The 19,133-nt window shown below is 57.0% G+C and carries 18 protein-coding genes; 15 read left to right on the top strand and 3 right to left on the bottom strand.

Annotated features, from left to right (window positions below; all coding sequences use genetic code 11):
• Window positions 1–34: 34 nt before the first annotated feature.
• Window positions 35–313, bottom strand: a complete 279-nt coding sequence (locus G536_RS0109075; RefSeq protein WP_022823279.1) for a GNAT family N-acetyltransferase — start codon at window positions 311–313, stop codon at window positions 35–37.
• A 212-nt stretch (window positions 314–525) separates the two neighbouring features.
• Here G536_RS0109075 and G536_RS0109070 point away from each other — a divergent pair, with 212 nt between their 5' ends.
• The 4 genes from G536_RS0109070 to G536_RS0109055 all read left to right on the top strand — a co-directional run bounded on the left by G536_RS0109070 (window position 526) and on the right by G536_RS0109055 (window position 3,827).
• Window positions 526–1,059, top strand: a complete 534-nt coding sequence (locus tag G536_RS0109070; RefSeq protein WP_022823278.1) for a hypothetical protein — start codon at window positions 526–528, stop codon at window positions 1,057–1,059.
• 127 nt (window positions 1,060–1,186) lie between these two features.
• A complete protein-coding gene (locus G536_RS0109065; protein WP_022823277.1) occupies window positions 1,187–1,456 on the top strand; it encodes a hypothetical protein in 270 nt (89 codons plus the stop codon).
• 162 nt (window positions 1,457–1,618) lie between these two features.
• Window positions 1,619–2,437, top strand: a complete 819-nt coding sequence (locus G536_RS0109060) for a universal stress protein (RefSeq protein ID WP_022823276.1) — start codon at window positions 1,619–1,621, stop codon at window positions 2,435–2,437.
• A 229-nt stretch (window positions 2,438–2,666) separates the two neighbouring features.
• On the top strand, window positions 2,667–3,827 hold the full coding sequence (locus G536_RS0109055; protein ID WP_022823275.1) for a Gfo/Idh/MocA family protein: 1,161 nt from the start codon (window positions 2,667–2,669) through the stop codon (window positions 3,825–3,827).
• Between the two features lie 130 nt (window positions 3,828–3,957).
• On the opposite strand, the gene G536_RS0109050 is transcribed toward G536_RS0109055, so the two are convergent.
• Window positions 3,958–6,099 (bottom strand): TonB-dependent receptor family protein, encoded by a 2,142-nt coding sequence (locus G536_RS0109050; RefSeq protein WP_022823274.1) that lies wholly within the window; start codon window positions 6,097–6,099, stop codon window positions 3,958–3,960.
• 269 nt (window positions 6,100–6,368) lie between these two features.
• Between G536_RS0109050 and G536_RS0109045 the strand changes: the two genes are divergently transcribed.
• The 4 genes from G536_RS0109045 (at window position 6,369) to G536_RS0109035 (ending at window position 9,553) form a co-directional block, all read left to right on the top strand.
• On the top strand, window positions 6,369–6,887 hold the full coding sequence (locus G536_RS0109045) for a hypothetical protein (RefSeq protein WP_169515073.1): 519 nt from the start codon (window positions 6,369–6,371) through the stop codon (window positions 6,885–6,887).
• Between the two features lie 25 nt (window positions 6,888–6,912).
• Window positions 6,913–7,650 (top strand): hypothetical protein, encoded by a 738-nt coding sequence (locus tag G536_RS32105; RefSeq protein ID WP_157530519.1) that lies wholly within the window; start codon window positions 6,913–6,915, stop codon window positions 7,648–7,650.
• A 69-nt stretch (window positions 7,651–7,719) separates the two neighbouring features.
• Window positions 7,720–8,940 (top strand): PQQ-dependent sugar dehydrogenase, encoded by a 1,221-nt coding sequence (locus tag G536_RS27090; RefSeq protein ID WP_022823272.1) that lies wholly within the window; start codon window positions 7,720–7,722, stop codon window positions 8,938–8,940.
• Between the two features lie 61 nt (window positions 8,941–9,001).
• Window positions 9,002–9,553, top strand: a complete 552-nt coding sequence (locus tag G536_RS0109035; RefSeq protein ID WP_022823271.1) for a hypothetical protein — start codon at window positions 9,002–9,004, stop codon at window positions 9,551–9,553.
• Window positions 9,554–9,679: 126 nt separating this feature from the next.
• On the opposite strand, the gene G536_RS27085 is transcribed toward G536_RS0109035, so the two are convergent.
• The gene (locus G536_RS27085; protein WP_022823270.1) at window positions 9,680–10,123 is read right to left on the bottom strand and encodes an energy transducer TonB; all 444 of its coding nucleotides are present in this window, start codon (window positions 10,121–10,123) and stop codon (window positions 9,680–9,682) included.
• 168 nt (window positions 10,124–10,291) lie between these two features.
• Here G536_RS27085 and G536_RS0109025 point away from each other — a divergent pair, with 168 nt between their 5' ends.
• From G536_RS0109025 to G536_RS27075, 7 genes are all read left to right on the top strand, one after another.
• Window positions 10,292–10,606, top strand: a complete 315-nt coding sequence (locus G536_RS0109025; protein WP_022823269.1) for a hypothetical protein — start codon at window positions 10,292–10,294, stop codon at window positions 10,604–10,606.
• A gap of 268 nt (window positions 10,607–10,874) precedes the next feature.
• The gene (locus G536_RS0109020; RefSeq protein ID WP_026879992.1) at window positions 10,875–11,822 is read left to right on the top strand and encodes an alpha/beta fold hydrolase; all 948 of its coding nucleotides are present in this window, start codon (window positions 10,875–10,877) and stop codon (window positions 11,820–11,822) included.
• A 107-nt stretch (window positions 11,823–11,929) separates the two neighbouring features.
• A complete protein-coding gene (locus G536_RS0109015; RefSeq protein ID WP_022823267.1) occupies window positions 11,930–12,514 on the top strand; it encodes a DUF7010 family protein in 585 nt (194 codons plus the stop codon).
• 13 nt (window positions 12,515–12,527) lie between these two features.
• Complete coding sequence (locus G536_RS27080; protein ID WP_169515072.1) at window positions 12,528–13,604, top strand: sensor histidine kinase; 1,077 nt, start codon at window positions 12,528–12,530, stop codon at window positions 13,602–13,604.
• Window positions 13,605–13,693: 89 nt separating this feature from the next.
• Window positions 13,694–14,440 carry a LytR/AlgR family response regulator transcription factor gene (locus G536_RS0109005; RefSeq protein ID WP_022823265.1) on the top strand — a complete coding sequence of 249 codons (747 nt, stop codon included), beginning with the start codon at window positions 13,694–13,696 and terminating at the stop codon, window positions 14,438–14,440.
• Between the two features lie 73 nt (window positions 14,441–14,513).
• Window positions 14,514–15,431, top strand: coding sequence for a pirin family protein (locus G536_RS0109000; protein WP_022823264.1), 918 nt, complete (start codon window positions 14,514–14,516; stop codon window positions 15,429–15,431).
• Window positions 15,432–16,263: 832 nt separating this feature from the next.
• Window positions 16,264–18,813 (top strand): S8 family peptidase, encoded by a 2,550-nt coding sequence (locus G536_RS27075; protein WP_169515071.1) that lies wholly within the window; start codon window positions 16,264–16,266, stop codon window positions 18,811–18,813.
• The last annotated feature ends 320 nt before the right edge of the window (window positions 18,814–19,133 follow it).

The following is a 19,133-nucleotide window of genomic DNA, read 5'->3' as shown; positions in this document are numbered from 1 at the left end:
GGAGCTGCTATCCAAGCTATTGCGGTATCTGCCGCTACGCCAACAAGTCCTGGTACTCGGGGTGGCGCTGCACGAAGCCAGCCATAAACTCGCAGCTGGTTTTCACGCGCAAATTTTTCTCGCGGGCGTAGGCAAGGCCTTCCTTAGCTAGTGCCTCTCCCACGCCTTTGCCACGCAGGGCTTCGTCAACAAATGTGTGGGCAAAGTCGATGGTATCAGGAGCAGGTTGACTGTAGGCTAGCTCGGCCTCGTAGCCATCAACGGTGGCCACAAATTCTTGGTCTTCGGGATGGTGCTGAATGGAAACGGACATGAAATTGACTTGCTGATGGTGGAATGGTTGATTGCTGAAGGTGCAATAATCAAGGGTGTACGAGTGATAAGGCCAATTCAATTATCAATCCCACAACAATCATCAATCAACTTTTTCGCTTCCAGCCTAACCGTGCACTGCCCAGCCTGCGTATGCAGTTCGGGGCCTGCGCCCCTCTCCCTTCCTACCCCCTCATCTTTCAGCTTTTCCCGATGAATACCACTCCCGCTTCCGACGGCAACAGCCCATTCAACTCCGACGACTTCAACGATGTGCCCAACAAGAACCCCGAAAATATCGAGCGGGGCACGCACGATAACAGCCCCGCCCCTACCTCCGGCCACTCCAATACGCCCAACTACGGCGACTTCGGCCACGTAGCGGGACAGCCTACCAACCAGCAGTCCGACCGCCCCGCTGGCACCAACCCCGATGGGGAAGCGGCTCCTAGCACCGTCGACCCAAACCAGCGTGGCAGCGTGCCCCAAAACCTTAACCCAACTGAGGTGCGCAACGTGGAAGACGAAGAGTACCGCGACCAGCGCGAAGGCTGGGCCAAAGACGACCCACGCTACGGCGGCGGTACTCGCAACTGGGCCACCAACGAGCCGGCCAACAAAAGCACGGGCTCGGAAGAAGAAACTGCCGATTCGGAGCGCCGTAACCCCAACGACGGCAGCAACGACAACCCCGACGAGTTCAGCGCCCTGCGCCCCGATGGTGGTGCCGGCATACCTGGCAAATAATTGTAGCGCATAGTTGGTAATGTCTCATGCTCAGGCTGTTCGATTACAAGCGAGTTGAACAGCCTGAGCATGAGACATTACCAACTATGCACTAACTACTACCAATTAAGCATTACTTATCACAGCCATGACTGAACCCAACCAAGACCCCGCCGCCGCTCTCGACCCAAACTCAGGTGCTAACCTGACTGAAGAGCAGCGCAAGCACCGCGAAGAGCTCTACGGCTATAAGAAAGACGAAGAAGGCACACTCGATACGTCGGAGCGGCTGGAAGACGAAACCACCGGCATCCCGACTGGCAGTGCCACCACCGGCCCTGACCCCGACAACTCCAGCATGACCGACGAAATGAACAATCCTGGTTTCAACAACCCCATCGACGACAACAACCGCTAGGTTAACCAGCACATATTCTGGAAAAGCCTTCTGCTCCACGCGGAAGGCTTTTCTTTTTAGCCTACTTCTCTTCCGAAGGAGGCGCTAGGCTGCTTGGGCAAGGTGCAGCTTATGCGTCTGGTCCTGCGTATAGAGCCGTAATCCATCGTTACTTGTTTTGCTATGGCTGCCTGCTTGCTTGTTCTGACCGATTTCACGCCCGCCGCCGACCAGGCCCTCACCTACGCCGATAAACTGGCCACCAAACTGGGGGCTTCGTTGGTGCTGCTGCACATTCGCCGGGAAAGTCTGCTCGACCCCGATGCCTTCAACGGCTACATTCAGCGCATGAGTGAAGGTGAAGTAGCCGCGGCGCTGGCCGAACGGACGGCCCCGCTCACTGCCCCCACCACCGTCGAAGCGTCGGTGGCGGGTATCACGGAGGCCACGCAGCAGGCCCTGGAAAAGTATCAGCCGCTGCTGCTGGTGCTGGGCAAGCCCGACAGCACCCGAATCCCCGACGAGTTAGTGACCACCACCTCGCTGAATCTCTTGCGGGCGGTGTCGCTGCCGCTGCTGGTGGTGTCGGTGGGGCAGGCGGCCACGGTACCGACGCAGGTGGTAGTAGCCGCCGACGGGGAGCCGTTTCAGTTGAGTGCGCCGGTAGCAGAAGGCGCGCAGCAACTACTGGCGGCCCTTGCGCCCGGTATTACGGTGGCGTACGTGGCCGAGCCTGAGCACAGCGACGACTCCAAGCCCGCCGTAGCTAGTGTGCAGGACAGCGGGCTGCTTCCGGAGACGGCGTTGGTGCAAGGCTACGGGGTGCGCTGCCGCCGAGCATCGGAGGGCGTTTTGCAGGCGCAGCTAGACAAGCAAGCCGATTTGCTGGTGGTTATTGCGCGGCGCCGCAGCTTTTTCGGACACATGTTCAACCACAGCGTATCGTCGCAGCTGGTGCTGCACAGCCCGGTGCCGGTGCTGTTGCTGCCGGCCGTAACCTAAGCGGGAAGTACAAGCCCTACGTCTTCGCCCCGCGCCTGTGTGCTTTATCTGGTACATAAGGCGCGGGGCGCCGCTTTAAGCGGGTAGGCAGCAGTAACACCTCTTGTGCAAACGTCTATGAGCAGTTTACCCTCGGCTACTTATTGCTTATACCCCGCTGCTTAATAGATTGAAACATAACGCGCTGCCCCATTCGCCCGTTCTGTTTGAGAGGAACCACTTTTTCTCTATGCTTTCCAATTCCAACTCCACGGAGTCGCGCCGGCAGTTTCTACGGCAGGCGAGCCTTACAGCAGCCGTTGCCACGGTGGCCGGCCCCGCCGTCGCGCTGCCCTTCTCCGAACCTCTTGCCGCTATGCAAAACGACAACCAACGCAAGCTCGGCTTCGCCATTGTGGGCCTCGGCAAGTTTGCCACCCAGCAAATGATGCCTGCTTTCAAAGACTGTAAGCACGCCAAAATCACCGCCCTGGTCAGCGGCTCACCCGACAAGGCCCAAAAGCTGGCCGCCGAGTACGGCGTAGACACCAAAAACATTTACAGCTACCAGAATTTCGATTCCATCAAAGACAATCCGGCCGTGGATGTGGTGTACATCGTGCTGCCGCCGTCTATGCACCTAGAGTACACGCTGCGGGCCGCCAAAGCCGGCAAGCACGTGCTGACCGAGAAGCCGATGGCGACATCGGTGGAAGATTGCCAAAAGATGATTGATGCCTGCAACAAAGCCGGTAAAAAGCTAATGGTAGCCTACCGCGCCCAGTTCGAGCCCTTCAACCTTGATGCCATTGCGCGCATCAAAAAAGGCGAATTGGGTAAGCTGCGCCAGATTACCGCCGACCACGGCCGCATTGTAAAACCCACTGAGGAGCCCGCCGAAGCGTGGCGCGTAGTGAAAAAGCTGGCGGGCGGCGGCTCACTCATGGACATTGGCATTTACTCCTTGAACGCCACCCGTTACCTCACCGGCGAGGAGCCCACCGAAGTAACCGCCCAAGAATTCAGCGACAAATCTGACCCGCGCTTCAAGGAAGTGGAAGACACCATTCACTTCACGCTGCGCTTCCCCAGTGGCGTGCTGGCTTCCTGCACCAGCTCCTACAGCATTCAGGAGGTGAAGCGCTACCGGGTGTTCGGCGACAAAGCCTTCCTGGATCTGGACCCCGCCACCGACTACTACGAGCACAACATGACCATCGGCACCAAGGAAGGCGACATGAAAGTGAGCCTCAAGGAGGGCAACCAGTTTGCCGCCGAACTGGACCACATGGCCGAATGCGTGCTGGAAAACAAAACTCCCAAAACGCCCGGCGAGGAAGGCCTCAAAGACATCCGCATCATCATGGCCATCTACGAGGCCGCCCGCACTGGGAAGAAGGTGAAATTGTGAGGTGGTGAAATGGTGAATATTAGGTTGTAAACCTGCAAAAAGCCCGTCATGCTATGCTCAGCATGACGGGCTTTTTGCACCACATGCGCCACTCACGCAAGCAGAACATCAAACTCACAACTTCACCATCTCACAATTTCACCGTCACTTGCGCACCGCCGTAGTAGTTGCGGCCAGGGGCAGGCTGGAAATAGCGGTTACCAAAGGCATTGAGGTCGTTGCCAAGGCTGTAGCGGCGGTTAGTGGCGTTTTCGATGCCGCCGAATACATCCAATTCCAGCCGGCCTAGGGTGCGGCGCCAGCCCGCACGGGAGGCAAACGTCCAATAGCCCGGCGCCGATACGGTATTGGCGTCGTTGAGGAAAATGCGCGCCTGGTGGTTGGTAGTTGGGCTGAGGTAGAAGCCATGCTTTTCGCTGAAATCGAGACCGGCGCTGAGCGTGTGGGGGGCAGTACCGGTGAGGCAGTTGCCGCTGAAGTCGTTGCCGCCCGACTCGTAGCGCCCGAACCGGTAGTGATTGTAGGCGTAACTGGCAAAGGCCCGTACCGCACCAACTACTTTTTCCTCTCGATAGGTGACACTGGCTCCAGCAGGTCCAACCAAAGTCGATTCGCTTACTAATTCCCGCTGCTGCCACAACCAGCCGCTCAGTGCGGCTTCCACACCGCGCTGGCGGGTATTGCCGGAGTTAGCAAACAGTTGCGTCCCCAGCTCGTCGGTGCGCGTAACGATGGTTTCACGCAGGCGAAAATTGTAGGCGGCCACATCGAAATTCAGGCGCTGATTGAACAGAGTGCCGCGGGTGCCCACTTCGTAGCTGGTGCCCCGCTCGGCCTGCAAGGCCGTGTTGATGGACCCGTTGGACGGGCGGATTTCCTCTTCGGTCGGCGGCGAGAAGCCACTGCTCACGCTACCGTACACCGATACCAGAGAAGTCAGCTCTTTGAGCAAAGCCAACCGAGGCGCCAGCCGAGGCTGAAAGTTGCGCTCCGTCTGGTATCCTTGCAGCGGTGGTGTCACGGCTTCGGTCAGGCGGTTGATGCGGTAGCGCAGGCGGTTGTAGCTGGCCCCGGCCGTCAGCAGAAACCCCGCGGGTAGCTCGTAATCAGCTTGCGCGAAGCCAAAGCCCGTGAGCGTCCGGATTTCGTCGTCGTAGCGCAGTGGTCCGGGCGTGCCACCGCGGTTCTGGTAGTTGCGGGAACTCTCGAAGCTTGTTTGCAGCTCGGCGCCACCTTGCAAGCGCAGCGTGCGGCCAGCCAGCGTGGTGCGGTAGTTAAGCGCCGTGCGGCCGCCACCGCCCACGGGAGTGTTGCGCTCCAAATCTACCAGAAACGGCGTGGCAATAGTACTACCCGTGCCGTAGAGGGTTGTTTTGCTGGAAATCCGGTCGGTGAAGCGGTACTCATACGTCACGCCGAGCAACGCGGTACGGGAGGCATAGCTGGCCTGCTGGGCCACGGTGCCAGGCGCAGTAGTGGTACTCGGGCGGGCCTGGCGCGGGTCGGCATCAAACTGGGCGCGGGTGAGGCTGCCGGGTATCTGGTAGTCGAGGTCGGTGTAGAGGGCGTGCACGCCGAGGGTGCCTTTTTCGGAAGCACGCAGCTCGCCATCCAGGGTTAGCACGGTGCGGCGCAGGGCGCTTTGCTGGCGGTAGCCATCCAAGGTTTGGCGGGCGTACTGGGCCCGGAAGTAGCCGGTGGCGCTGCCGGTTTCAGCGGCCACAGTGTAGCGGCGCAAACCGTAGGAACCCGCCGTAAAGCCGGTTTGAACCCGTGTTTCACCCACTACCGGGCGGCGGTTTTCGAGCAACACGGCCCCACCCGTACCAGCTCCGTACACGCTGGCGGCAGGGCCTTTCAGCACTTCCAACCGGCCCAGCTGGCTAGGGTCGAGCAGGTTGAGCGGGGTGCTGCCGCTAGCTTCGGTGAATGGGATACCCTCGTAGTACACCTTCACATTGCGCACTCCAAATGGGGAGCGAAGCGTGCTACCCCGCACACTGAGGCGGTAGCTGCCGGTGGCGCGTTCTTCCAGCCGCACCCCCGGCAGCGTGTTGACGGCCTGGGTGAGGGCATTCTGCGGAAACCGCTCAAACGTGGCGGCATCTACTACGCCCACGGCGGCAGCCGTACGGCGCAGCGGCTGCTGCTGACCATAGCCGGTTACAGTGGCTTCGGGCAGGCGAACGGTACGGGTGGTATCGGGCGGCGCGGTTTGGGCAAACAGCGAAATAGGCAGCAGCAATAAGGGCGCGGCGTAACGGGTAGGCATCAGGCAAGCAAAAGGATTCGTTGCTGCTAACCGAAAATCAGTGGTCAGGGTTGGAGTTGCCGGCAATTCCAGACAATATTCCTTCATCTGTCTGCGTGTAGTATCTATTCCTCACAGCCATGACCAACACGCTCCACCTCCCCCGCCGCCACCGCCGGCCCTTACTGTTGCCCCGCGGCTTACTGGCGCTGGGGTTTCTGCTGCTGATAGGCTGCCGGGTACTAGTGAATCAGCCCCGCCTCCACCGCTATTCAATAATGCAGCTGACTATGCCAGCTTCGCATAGCGCGAAAGATCCACTTGTACTTCGGTTACCTTCTGCTCAAGAAATCAGGAACATGGGCTTCTGGCGGATTGCTGATTTCACCGGCAATGCTACTGCCGACAGCAGCAACTTGCGTCTTGTACAGCGTCATCTGCGCGCTGTATATTATCATTCAACTACTGATGGTCTACAAGTGCGCTTTCATGCCCGAGCACGCTATGGCAGTTTGGTAGATGCGCTTGATGAAGTGAATATGAGTAACGCCTCAAAATATTTCGTTGATATCCGTTCGTCTATTACAACGCTATACGTACTCCCACTACGTTACAAATCAGGCTTTTCCGCTACTTCTGAAGCCGAAAGAGTATCTACTCAAACCCGGCCAACTGCTACTGGCATTTCACGCTGGCTTGACCGTATCAGCAGCCACCTGGCTAAGCCAGCCTGGGGTACCGCGCTGTTAGCGGCCGCCAGTATCTGGCTGTTAGTAGCGCTTGGGTGGGGGCCACTGCGAGACAAGTAAATAATTCACCTATGGATTGTTAGCCATGACCAACACGCTCTATCTGCCCCGCCGCCACCGCCGGCCGCTACTGTTCCCACCGGGCCTGTTGGCGCTAGCGTGGCTGCTGTGGATAGGTTGTGTGGTGATCTTGCCACATATTCCGGTTAAATATGGGTCTCTCTTTGCTTCGTTTGCGCCACTTCCTTTACAACCTGGTTTATATACCAATCGGCTTGACCCAGCTCTGCCTGTTGCGGACGTCAGACAAGCTGACTTACCTAACATGTTTGTATCGTTAACTCCATTAGATGACTTTTTCTTCTCCAGACAACTAGATTTTGCTCTCCCAAATAATTCTTATAACAAGCCTTTTAAAGGCATAGAATACCAATTTCACTCTGTACCTAAAGTGGAGGAAATGGACAGAACAATTAGCTCATTGCAGAAACGTTCAGATGTACTTTTCTGGCTTGACACTCGAAGTACACTCACAAAAATCTATGTATACCGAGAACCGGTATTTCGTAGAATTGAGTGTCGTGGTATGGTGATACCAAGTTTTATTTACGCCGATAATAATTTTCCTTCTGGACCTGATGTCATTCCCTATTATCCCTATGTACCTATCGAGCAACAGCTGAGTAGTTGGTTGCAACCGCTCTTCTCTCCCAAAACGTATACTACCCTCTTTCACCCGGACTGGCGCAACACCACACTCCTGCTACTCTTGTTGACACTCCTCACCGCCATTCGCCTGTATCGGCAGTGGCGCACTGGCTAGATGCCTAAACGTAACTTAAGCTCGGCAAAAACAGTTGAACAGAAGCACCTTTTCTGCTTCTCTTTTCTCATGAAAACGACTGTTTTACTAGTCACTATTTTACTGGCAGGTTTCTCTACCATTGCCCAAAACGTACCACCCGAAGGCACGCCATTCCAGATGCAGGGCAACATCTATCTGCCCAAGAAGCTACCGGCCACCCCCGAACGAGTAGCTACTCTAAAAGCGCCGTCCGGCTTCACCGTCAGCAAATACGCCGAAAACCTAGACATGCCCCGTATGCTGGCGCAAGCTCCAAACGGCGACCTATACGTGAGCAACCGAGTGAAAGGCACTGTTACGCTGCTGCGCGACGCCAACAAAGACGGCAAGGTGGAAACCACCAAGCAAGTAGCCCAAAAGCCGCACCTGCACGGGCTGGCCCTCAAAGACGGTAAGCTCTACATGGCCGCCGTGCGCGAGTTATACGTGGCTGACGTGAAAGCCGACGGTACCCTCGGCGAGCTGAAAATGCTGTATAAAGACCTACCCGACGCCGGCCAGCACGCCAACCGCACCCTCAACTTCGGGCCTGATGGCAAGCTCTACCTCTCGGTGGGCAGCACCTGCAACGCCTGCGACGAAGACAACCCCGAAAACGCCACCCTGCTGGAAGTCAGCACCGACGGCTCGGGGCGGCGCGTGTACGCCACCGGCCTGCGCAATACCATTGGCTTCGACTGGCACCCGACCACCAAGGCCTTGTTTGGCATGGACCACGGCATTGATTGGCTTGGTGATGAAGACCAGCAGGAGGAGTTCAACCAGCTGAAGGCCGGCGCCAACTACGGCTGGCCCAGCATCATTGCCGATGGCAAGCCCTACCCCGCCAACAAACCCAAATCGGGCGAAACTTACGAGCAGTTCGACGCCAAAGCCGTGCGCCCACTATTGCTCTATAAGGCGCATTCCGCGCCGCTGGGGCTGGTGTTCAACAAGGCTCAGCAGTTTCCAAAAGAGTACCAGAACGATGCTTTCGTGACCATGCACGGCTCCTGGAACCGCGCCCAGCCCTCGGGCTACAAGATTGTGCGGGTGCATTTCAACGAGCAGGGCCAGCCCCAGCAGTTCGAGGATTTCGTGACCGGCTGGTTGGTTGAAGATGGCAAATCGGAGTTCGGGCGGCCCTGCGCCATCGTACAGGCCACCGACGGCTCGTTGCTGGTATCTGACGACGACAACGGCGTGATTTACCGCGTGGCATACGCTGGTGACAGTAAGCCATCAGCAAAGCCGAAGAAGAAAAGCTAGAAGTTGGGAGCTAGAAAGTGAAACTAGCTCCCAACTTCTAATTCTAAACTCCTCCTAAAGCATGCCTACCCTTTCTCCTGACCTGCGCAAAGCCCTGTTCAACCTTCCGCAAAAAGAAAAAGACCAGCTGCTGGCCCGGTTGGTGGCGCAGGATGCCGTGCTAACCGAGCAGCTTACGTTTCGGTTGCTGGAGGGCGACGATGCGCTGGAAACCCGGCGCGAGCGGCTACGCACGCAGGTAGACGACCCAGTGCGCGGCTACCATCAAACCCCCAACGATTTACTGCATATTGTACGGCAGTTGCAAGCCCGTCTCACCTATCACGCCCGCATTACCGGCGACACGCAAGGCGAAATCGAGCTGACCCTGCGGCTACTCACCAACGTGCTGCGGCATCAGCCCGAGGCGGTGGCCCGGCTCCATGGCCCCACTCAGTTGCTGCTGCAACATCTGGCCCGGCGCACCCACGAGGTACTAAAGCAAATCATTAAGTTGCACGAAGACTACCGCGTGGAGTTTGCGCCGGCCGTGAATGAGTTGCTGCCGTTACTCTATGCCTCGGCGGCGGCCCCGTTGGCGCGAGAGTTAGGCGTACCTACAACTTTTGGGTGATAGTCATGCAAGTAGGGCCAGCTTGAAAACCCAATTTGCTACCTATTTTTTATCCTGAACCCTACGACTAGATTCAAGTAAGTGGCATTTACACTACTACCATACAAAGTGTAACTATTCCTTTTATCACTCCAAGACCCTGAATCCAACTGGCAGCGTGTAAGCCACGCGCACCGGTTGCCCATTAACGCGACCCGGCGTCCACCAAGGCATGATGCGCACTAGGCGCAGGGCTTCTTCGTCGAGGCCGCAGCCTAGGCCCCGCACCACTTTAGCATCCAGAATCCGGCCTTCTTCATCTACCACAAAACTGACGTGCACTTTACCTGATAGATTGCGCTGCAAGGCTTCTTCGGGGTATCTAATTTTTGCTTTCAGAAATTTTTGGAATGCCAGGGCGCCACCAGGGAAGCTAGGCATTTCGTCGGCGGCCAGATACACGCGGGGTACCTGCGGAGGTGGTTGAGAAGCAGAACCAGTGTCGGCTAGCTCACTGGAAGTGAGTGTCTGGGCAAACAAACCGGGTGCAGGCAGCAACACTAAAAGCAGTAAAAGGCGCAGGCGAAGCATACGAACAGAATATAATATAACCGTGCAAAGGTAGAGCCGCCTTGTTGCCCTGCCTCGGCGGCGGCGTTACGGAACCGTTGTGTTTGTGTTATGGCCTCGGCGTATCCTTTGCTCGCTAAAAGCTGTATCTTATTCAGTAAGACTTTCAACCTTCAGCATCCACCTGCTATGTCTACTATTCCAGCCCCCGAACACGTACGCGTGCCCCAGCACCTTTCCGATAAAGACCTACGCCAGTCGCTCGAAGACTTGGACGGCAAAATCAAAACCCTACGCAACCGCGCCCACGCTACTACTGAGGGCGCTCAGCATACCTACCACGAACACATTGCTATGCTAGAGGCCAAGCGCAATAAGCTGGCCGAGCGCCTCGGCCCAACCCCCGCCGCCGATACCCCACCCAGCAACGAAGATCAAAGCACTTGGAGCGAAATCTGGCACGGCATCGAGAACCTCCGCAACGACCTGCGCAACATTATATAACGGCTGTGTTGAAGCGCGAACAGTTTAATGCCCCGTAACGCGGAAACCACTATTTGAAACACAAAGAGACGCTTCCTCGGGGGCGTCTCTTTGTGTTTCGGACGGTAGCATGCGCTGCTGAACAACGGCACGGTGCGGCTATTCGGACGGGTATAAAGCAGTTCAGCCCGTGGATTTACCGTTCCCTGAAATTCTGTTTCCAGCGGCGGGCGGCGGCAGTAGGTTTGGCTATCCTTTCACTTCTGCCGCTCCTTACTTGCTCGCTACCATGAAACTTGTTTCTGCCCTCCGCTCCTTCTCGCTTTGCTCTGCCTTGCTGCTGGCCGACCCTGGCTTTGCTGCCGCTCCGGCCTTGGCTGGCACCACGTCTTTGTCGGTTATACCTGATAACCCGGCCGCGCACCCCAATTTCACGGTGCGAGTGGTGGGCAAGGGCCGGCCGATGCTGCTGATTCCGGGCCTCACCTGCCCCGGCGCAGTGTGGGACGAAACGGTGGCCCGCTACCAGAAGCAGTACCAGTGCCACGTTGTATCGTTGGCGGGTTTTGGCGGCAACGCCGCGCCAGCCAGCACCAGCCAGCTGCTGCTCAACGTGCGCGACCAACTGCTGGCCTACATCAAAACTCAGAAGCTCGACAAGCCAGTAGTGGTCGGCCACAGCCTGGGCGGGTTCATGGGCTTATGGATGAGCGCCACCGAGCCAACCACCCTCGGCCCACTGGTTATCGTGGATTCGCTGCCGTTTCTGGCGGCCGTGCAAAACCCTACCCAAACGGCCGAAGGCGCCCGCCCCATGGCCGAAGGTATGCGCCAGCAGATGAGCAACGGCAAAAACAGCATGGCCAACGCCCGCCAGATGTCGGCCTCACTGGTAACCGACACGGCCCGCGTTACGCAGCTGGCCCGGTGGAGCGTCGCCTCCGATATGCCTACCGTCGGGCAGGCCATGTACGATATGTTCACCACCGATTTGCGCCCGGATGTTGCCCGTATTCAGCAGCCAGTGCTAGTGCTCGGTGCCTGGGCGGCCTACCAGCAATACGGCTCTACCAAGGAAAGCACTAAGGCTGTTTTCGAGCAGCAATACGCCAAACTGCCCCAGCACCACATCGAAATGTCGGAGGCCGGCCGCCACTTCCTGATGTACGACGACACTGCTTGGTTTTTCGCGCAGTCCGACGCCTTTCTGAAGCAGAACCCCATAGCCAAAAAGTAAGCTGCTCTTTGCTGGTCGGGGCAAGCTTGGCGCAGGCGCTGAGCTTGCCTTGGCAGGCTACCCTCTCTTTACCTGTTGCATCTACATTTAGTGCCTCTCCTTTGCTTATGCTACTCGAACAGCAGTTTGCCAAGCTACACCTTGAACTGTCGGTAAAAGCTAAAAATGGGCTCGATTTCATTCTGGCCGCCAGCATTGTTTGGGCTGCTATTGTCTTCGTCTGGACGCTACCCAACCCGCCGGGACTGAATGGGTTTATTACGTTTTTTGTGGGCGCCGTTGTCCTGCCGCTGGCGTGGCTTTTTTCTAAACTACTCGGCACCACCTGGACTATTGCGCACAACCCGTTGCAGCCTTTAGGGTTGTGGCTGAATTTTGCGCAGTTGCTCTATTTTCCGATCCTGCTGTTCATGTACAGCAAGCATCCCGCCCAGTTTATCATGACTTACGGTATTATCACCGGGGCTCATTTCTTTCCCTACGCCTGGTTTTACAAGGCCAAGCCGTATGCCGTCATGGCTGGCATTATTGCAGTGGGCTGCCTGCTGCTGGGGCTGCACACTTCGGAAACAAACCTGTACCTGCTTCCTGTTTTTGTGGCTTGTGCCTTGGTGCTGTTGAGCGGTTTGCTGTATGTTTCCTACCGCCAGAACAAGCAAGAGTACCTGCTTTTACCGGCGCAATCCGAGTAATTTGGGCGGCACTATGTTTTCCTACGCATCTGTTCCACCACCCAGCCGCCTCTACTGGCGGGCCCAGCTACTCGGCTGGACGCTCTATTTTGCTTTCAACCTGCTCTTGTTTTCCGTGTTTGGGCGGTTTTCCAGCGAGCTGCTGCTCATCACTACGGCAGTTGTGCTACCCATAGCGGCCCTCACGCACGCACTGCGCTACCACATTCGGGCCAACCAGTGGGAACGGCTGCCCCCTTTCGCGCTACTCGGCCGCCTATTATTTATGAACGCCACCTTGTCGGTGCTGAGCCAGGTGATTATCTGGGCACTGCTGATTTGGGTGGTGCGGCCCAGCCCCGATGGCCAACCGCACGGCTGGGCTCAGTTTTTGGGCTATTGCCTCAACGTCAATTTTATGCTGTGGCTGTGGGCAGGCTTCTACTTTGGATGGCACTTTTTTCACCGCTACAAGCAAGCGGAAGTAGATAAGTGGAAGCTGGCAGCTGCCGTGCAGGAAGCAGAAATGCGCACTCTCAAGGCCCAAATCAACCCGCATTTCATGTTTAATGGGCTCAACAACATCCGGGCCCTGGTGATGGAAGACCCCGCTCGCGCCCGCAACATGATTACACACCTCTCCGACTTGCTGCGCTATTCCATCCAGCTCAATAGCGCCGAATGGGTGCCTTTGCAGCGGGAACTGGAAATTGTGCGGCACTATCTGGAGCTGGAAGCCATGCAGCTGGAAGAGCGCCTCACTTATTCGCTCGATGTAGACCCAGCGGCCTTAACTGTGCTTATTCCGCCCATGACCTTGCAGCTGCTCGTGGAAAACGCCATCAAGCACGGCATTGCGCCCCGGCCCGAAGGCGGCATCATTCAGCTCACCACCCAGCCCGACGCGGCCACTGGGCAGCTGCATATTGTGGTGCGCAACACTGGCCGCTACCAACCCCAGCTCGGCCACGAGGGCGTAGGGTTGCGCAACGCGCAGGAGCGGCTGGCGCTACTTTTCGGCAAGGCCGCTACACTCACCATCAACAACGACCCCACAATTGCTGATATGGTAGTAGCCGAGTTGCAGCTACCCATACAGGCAGCCGCTTAATCTTTGGTTTTTTCAGCTGTTAGCTATTAGCCGATGGCTGTAAGTTTTCTGCCGCAGAACGCCATCAGCCAATAGCCATCCCCCTTCATATGAATATCCTGCTCGTTGATGACTCACGCCTGGCCCGAACCGAGTTGCGCCACCTGCTGCAAGTTTTCCCCGACGTAACGGTGATAGGTGAAGCCCGCCACGCCGCCGAGGCCCGCACCCGCATTCAGGAGCTACGGCCCGACGTATTGCTGCTTGATATCCACATGCCCGGCGAAACCGGCTTCGAGCTGCTGGCGTCGCTGGAAGCAGCCCCGCACGTTGTCTTCACCACTGCCTACGACGAGTACGCTTTGCGCGCCTTCGAGGTAAATGCCCTCGATTATTTGCTCAAACCCATTGAAGCACACCGATTGGCTGCCGCCCTCGACAAAGTCCGCACCAAACTGCGCCCGGCGGTTGCCGTAGAAGCCCCGGCATTTACTACCCCCGAGGAGCCAGCCGCCACGCCACTCACCGAGCACGCCCAAGTGTTTGTGAAGGATGGCGAGAAGTGCTGGTTTGTGCGTCTCGCCGATATTCGCCTCTTCGAAATCAACGGCAGCTACACCCAAATCCACTTCCACGAGCACCGACCCCTGATTCCGCGCACCTTGCAGCACTTGGAGCAGCGCCTCGACCCGCGGGTGTTCTTTCGGGCCAACCGCCAGCAAATCATCAACCTGAAATGGGTGGAAGGCATCGAGCCCTGGTTCAGCAACTCTCTGAAAATCCGGCTGCGTGGCGGCCCCGAGGTGGAAGTATCGCGCCAGCAATCGGTGCGGTTTCGGGAGTTGCTGAGCTTGTAGACACCTAGGCAGGCGAGCTATGGTTGGAAAGCGCCAATCCGCTACTTTGCGGCGGTACCATCGTCGTATTCTCATGCTGGACTTAATCATTGATGCGCGCCCCGCCGATCTTGGCAACGGTTTCGGTGTGCGGCGCATTCTGCCCTACCGGCTGCGGCGGATGCTGGGGCCATTCATTTTCATGGATCACGCCGGCCCGGTGCAGGTAGCCCCCGAGCTGATGCCGGCTCTGGATGTGCTGCCGCACCCGCACATCGGTTTGTCTACGGTCAGCTACCTGTTTGGCGGCCAGGTGGTACACCGGGATAGTCTGGGCGTGGAGCAGGTTATCCGGCCGGGTGAGGTGAACTGGATGACGGCCGGTAGCGGTATTGCCCACTCCGAGCGGTTCGAGGACCCGGCCGCGCTGGCGGGTGGCGCCCTGGAAATGGTGCAGACTTGGGTGGCCTTACCCGAATCGGCCGAGGAAGATGCACCGAGCTTCACCAACTACCAGCCCCACGAGCTGCCCATCTTCACCGACCAGGGCGTGTGGATGCGTCTGATTGCCGGCGACGCTTTCGGCCTGCGCAACGACGTAAAAACCCATTCGCCCCTGTTTTATTTGCACGTAGTGCTGCAAACCGGGGCACGCTTCGGTCTGCCCACAGGTTATCCAGAGCGTGGCGCCTACGTAGCCAAAGGCAGCGTGGAGGTAAATGGCCGAACTTATACGGCCGGGCAATTGCTGGTTTTCACCCGCGACCTCGACCCCATATTGGTAGCCCGCGAGCCTACCACGCTTATGCTGCTTGGCGGCGAACCACTGGGCGAGCGGTACATCTGGTGGAACTTTGTGTCGTCGCGGAAGGAGCGGATTGAGCAGGCCAAAGCCGACTGGCAAGCCGGTCGCATTGCTCTTCCGCCCACCGATAACACCGAGTTTATTCCGCTGCCCACCACCCATTCCCGCCCAGCCAGTAGTTCTCCGCCACCCCCACCCTTGTCGTAGTGGATACTAAGTAGTACAGCGTGAGTTTCAACGAAGCGCCTGACCACCCTTAAATGGGCTTGGCCAGGCGCTTTTCATTTGGCTTTTCCTTCCTCTATCGGCCTACATAGCCTTAACTGACCTCCTCAATTCTAGAACATCGAAGCATACAATAATCCTATCGTCGACAGTATGCTCTACACATTAATTAGTACACCTATCAACTACTATATCGCGCAAAATTGCAGATCACCTATAACTGCCATCTTATAACTATTGTACGTTATATATTTCTTGTGGCACAATCATTTTAAAAGCAATTGGAGTAAACACCATTTATCTATATTCATTTATTATAAAATAAATGAATCAGTATAATGTATCACTTAACAATGATTATTAGCATTTATACATCTCAACAGGCTTAGAATTGACTTTATACTAACTAGATTTACAGTATTGGTTTTGCACTTTTTAATAATTAGTACAAAATCTTCATCTGTTTATCCGTTCTTTTCAGTCTGCTATGAGTAAACTTATACACCCCTTCAAATTAGTACTATTGTCATTGACCACCTGCTTAAGCCTCTCAGGAAAGGCTCAGCAGTCAGGCAACAGCTCTGCGTCATCAACAACCGGCTCTTTCACTGATAATTTCAATCAACCAACTACACTGGAGGGCACGCTGGTTTTCAAGCTAAAACCTGAATTTCAAGCGCAGGCATTTCGTGATGGGGTAACAGTACCAGCTCTGACGGATATGCTCCGGCGGATGGGTATAACCCGGATAGCGCAGAAGTTTCCGCACGCTACAGCACCACACCCGGAACAGCGCGACGCTGTTGATTTACGTTTGATCTATCAGATCTGGCTGGATAAGGCTGCCCCACTGGCCAAAGTACAGCAGGCCCTGCTCAGCACGAACACCCTTAGCTATGCGGAGCCGCTCTATTACCGCGAGCCTCTTTCGCAGCCCAACGACCCACTAGCCGATTCCACTCTAGCTACCGGCCAGTATCACCTCAAGAACATCCGGGCTTACCAAGCCTGGAATCTAACCCACGGTGACAGCACCGTGCTAATTGGCATCACCGACACCGGTTTCCGCCTTTCACACCAAGATTTGGCCGGCCAGTGGCAGCGCAACAACCAAGATCCACCTGACGGCATCGACAACGACAACGACGGCTTTATCGACAACTATCGGGGCTGGGACTTTGCCGACCGGGACAACAACCCCGCCGCCAATGGCATGACGCAGCCCCTGCACGGCGTGCACACAGCGGGCGCAGCGGCCGGGCGCGTGGATAATGGGCTGGGCATTGCGGGCGTGGGCTACAATTGCCGCTTTCTACCTCTGAAAATTTACCCGAGCACCAGCACCGGGAGCTTTGCCGGCTACGAAGCAATTGTGTACGCCGCCGACCACGGCTGCAAGGTCATTAACATGTCGTGGGGTGGCGCTGGGGGCCGTTCCCAGTTCGAGCAGGATGCCATTACTTACGCTGCCGTCAACCACGACGTGGTGCTGGTGGCCTCGGCCGGCAACACCAACGCCGAGCTAGATTTCTACCCCGCCAGCTACGACCATGTGCTGTCGGTGGGCTGGACCGGCGCCGATGATGTGCGGGCCAGCCGCGCCACATACAGCCGCCGCATCGACTTGGTAGCGCCCGGCGACAACATCTACACCACTTGGGGCGATACCGATTCCGACTACGTTCGGGCCACGGGGTCGTCGTTCTCGGCACCGTTGGTATCAGGAGCGGCGGCGCTGGTGCGGGCCCGGTTTCCGCAGTTTACGGCCGCGCAGGTTGTTGCGCAATTGCGCGCCACCACCGACAATATCTACGACCTGCCCGGTAACGCGGCATACGCTGGCAAGTTGGGTACGGGCCGCCTAAATGTGTTTCGGGCGGTGCAGGCCAACAACCAACATGCCTTGCTTATTACGCAGCGCGTGTTTACGCCCAGCAAAACCATCTACCAGCTCAACGACACCATCCGGCTGGCCGTGGAAGTGCAGAATCTGTTGCAACCCGTTCAGAACCTGACCCTCACGGTTACGTCCCTGTCGCCTTACCTCACGGTGCAGCGCGGTACGTTCACGGCGGGCGCGGTTGCCACTATGGCGCGGACGTCCAACACGAGTGTTCCTTTCTGCTTGAAAGTGGCGGCGGCGGCTCCGGTCAATACCTCCGTTACCATCCGCTACCATCTCTCCGACCCTGCCACCGGCTACGAGCAGGATCAGTACAGCACGTTGCTTATCAACCCGGAATATGTGGTACTGAATGCCGGCAATCTGGCTCTTACTCTGACACACCGCGGCAGCCTGGGCGTTGACGGGCTAGGCTCTACTAAGGGGGAAGGTGTGCGGTACCAAGGCGGTGCTTCGCTGATTTACGAAGGTGGCCTTATGGTGGGTACCGGCACTACCCGTGTTTCCAGCCGCCTGCGCAACGACCGGAACGGGGTGGATGCCGATTTCTACACCCAATCCCAAACCACCATGAACCGCCAGACCCTGCGCGCCGACCAGGAGGCCTGTGGTTTGCTGCAAGATTCTCTGCCAAGCGCCACCCGCAACCGTACCGTAGGCGTGCAGATCCGGCAGCGCGGCTACTCGTGGGCCCAGGCCCCGCACCGCGACTACGTGGTGCTGGAATACGTAATCAAGAACGTGACAGCTGATACACTGAAGCCACTGTACGCCGGCCTGTTTGCCGACTGGGACCTGGGCGACTATATCCGCAACGCCGTAGCCTGGGACTCGGTACGTAACCTGAGCTACGCCTACAACGTGAACAGCCAGAATGCTTACATCGGCTTACAATGGCTACGGGGCGGCACTCCGCTTGCCTATGCCATCGACGTGAATGCTCCTAGCGGCCCGGTTCGGCTGTCCAATGGCTTCAGCCGCGCCGAAAAGATGCTTACCCTTAATAGCGGCACCCAGCAGCGCACCGTCGGTGCAACCACCGGTACCGATATTGCCCAAGTGGTAGGCGCCAAGCTGCCTTGGCTTGCTCCTTCCGATTCGGTGGTGGTGGCACTGGCGGTAGTAGCCGCTCCCACGCTTGGGCAGCTACGCGCGGCGGCCAGTGCCGCCCAGATACGCTATAGCCCTCAACAGGCACTGCCCGCCCGCTCTGCCCTGGCCGTCAATGCGTGGCAGCTCTACCCCAACCCTACTACCGGCCGCATTCGGGTAGAAGTACCTGCCGGCTTTGGCAGCCGCCAACTGGAAGTGCTGAGTGCCGTGGGTCAGGTAATGAAGCAGCAGGCTTTCATGGGCGCAACAACCGAGGTAAACTTAGAGGAATTGCCGGCCGGCATGTATCTGGTCCGGATTCATGGCGCGGCCGGCTCCCTAACACGCAGGGTTTTGCTAACGCGCTAAGCCAGAAACAGACGCACACCTAAAAGGCCTGGACCAACAACAAAAGCAGCGAAAATGCTGACTTTGCTGTTGGTCCAGGCCTTTTAACTAGCAGAATAACCCGCCTATACCTCTTCCTAAAATCAAGAAACTTTACACCTTACTACCGATGTATATACATACACAATAGGGTATTATCAACTAACTTTTTTAGCAAAATCAACCTATACAGCAACAACAGTTCTCGATGATTAGTTGGCCGAAAAATGACTTTAATATTCATTAAAATTCGATTAAATACCTATTAGAGGCTGTTTTCTCTAAAAAAATATCAACTAATA

The sequence above is a fragment of the Hymenobacter norwichensis DSM 15439 genome (assembly GCF_000420705.1).
In the GTDB taxonomy this organism is placed as follows: Bacteria; Bacteroidota; Bacteroidia; order Cytophagales; family Hymenobacteraceae; genus Hymenobacter; species Hymenobacter norwichensis.
The sequence above is the reverse complement of the archived record's forward strand: the minus strand, read 5'-3'. Positions and strand labels throughout refer to the sequence as shown.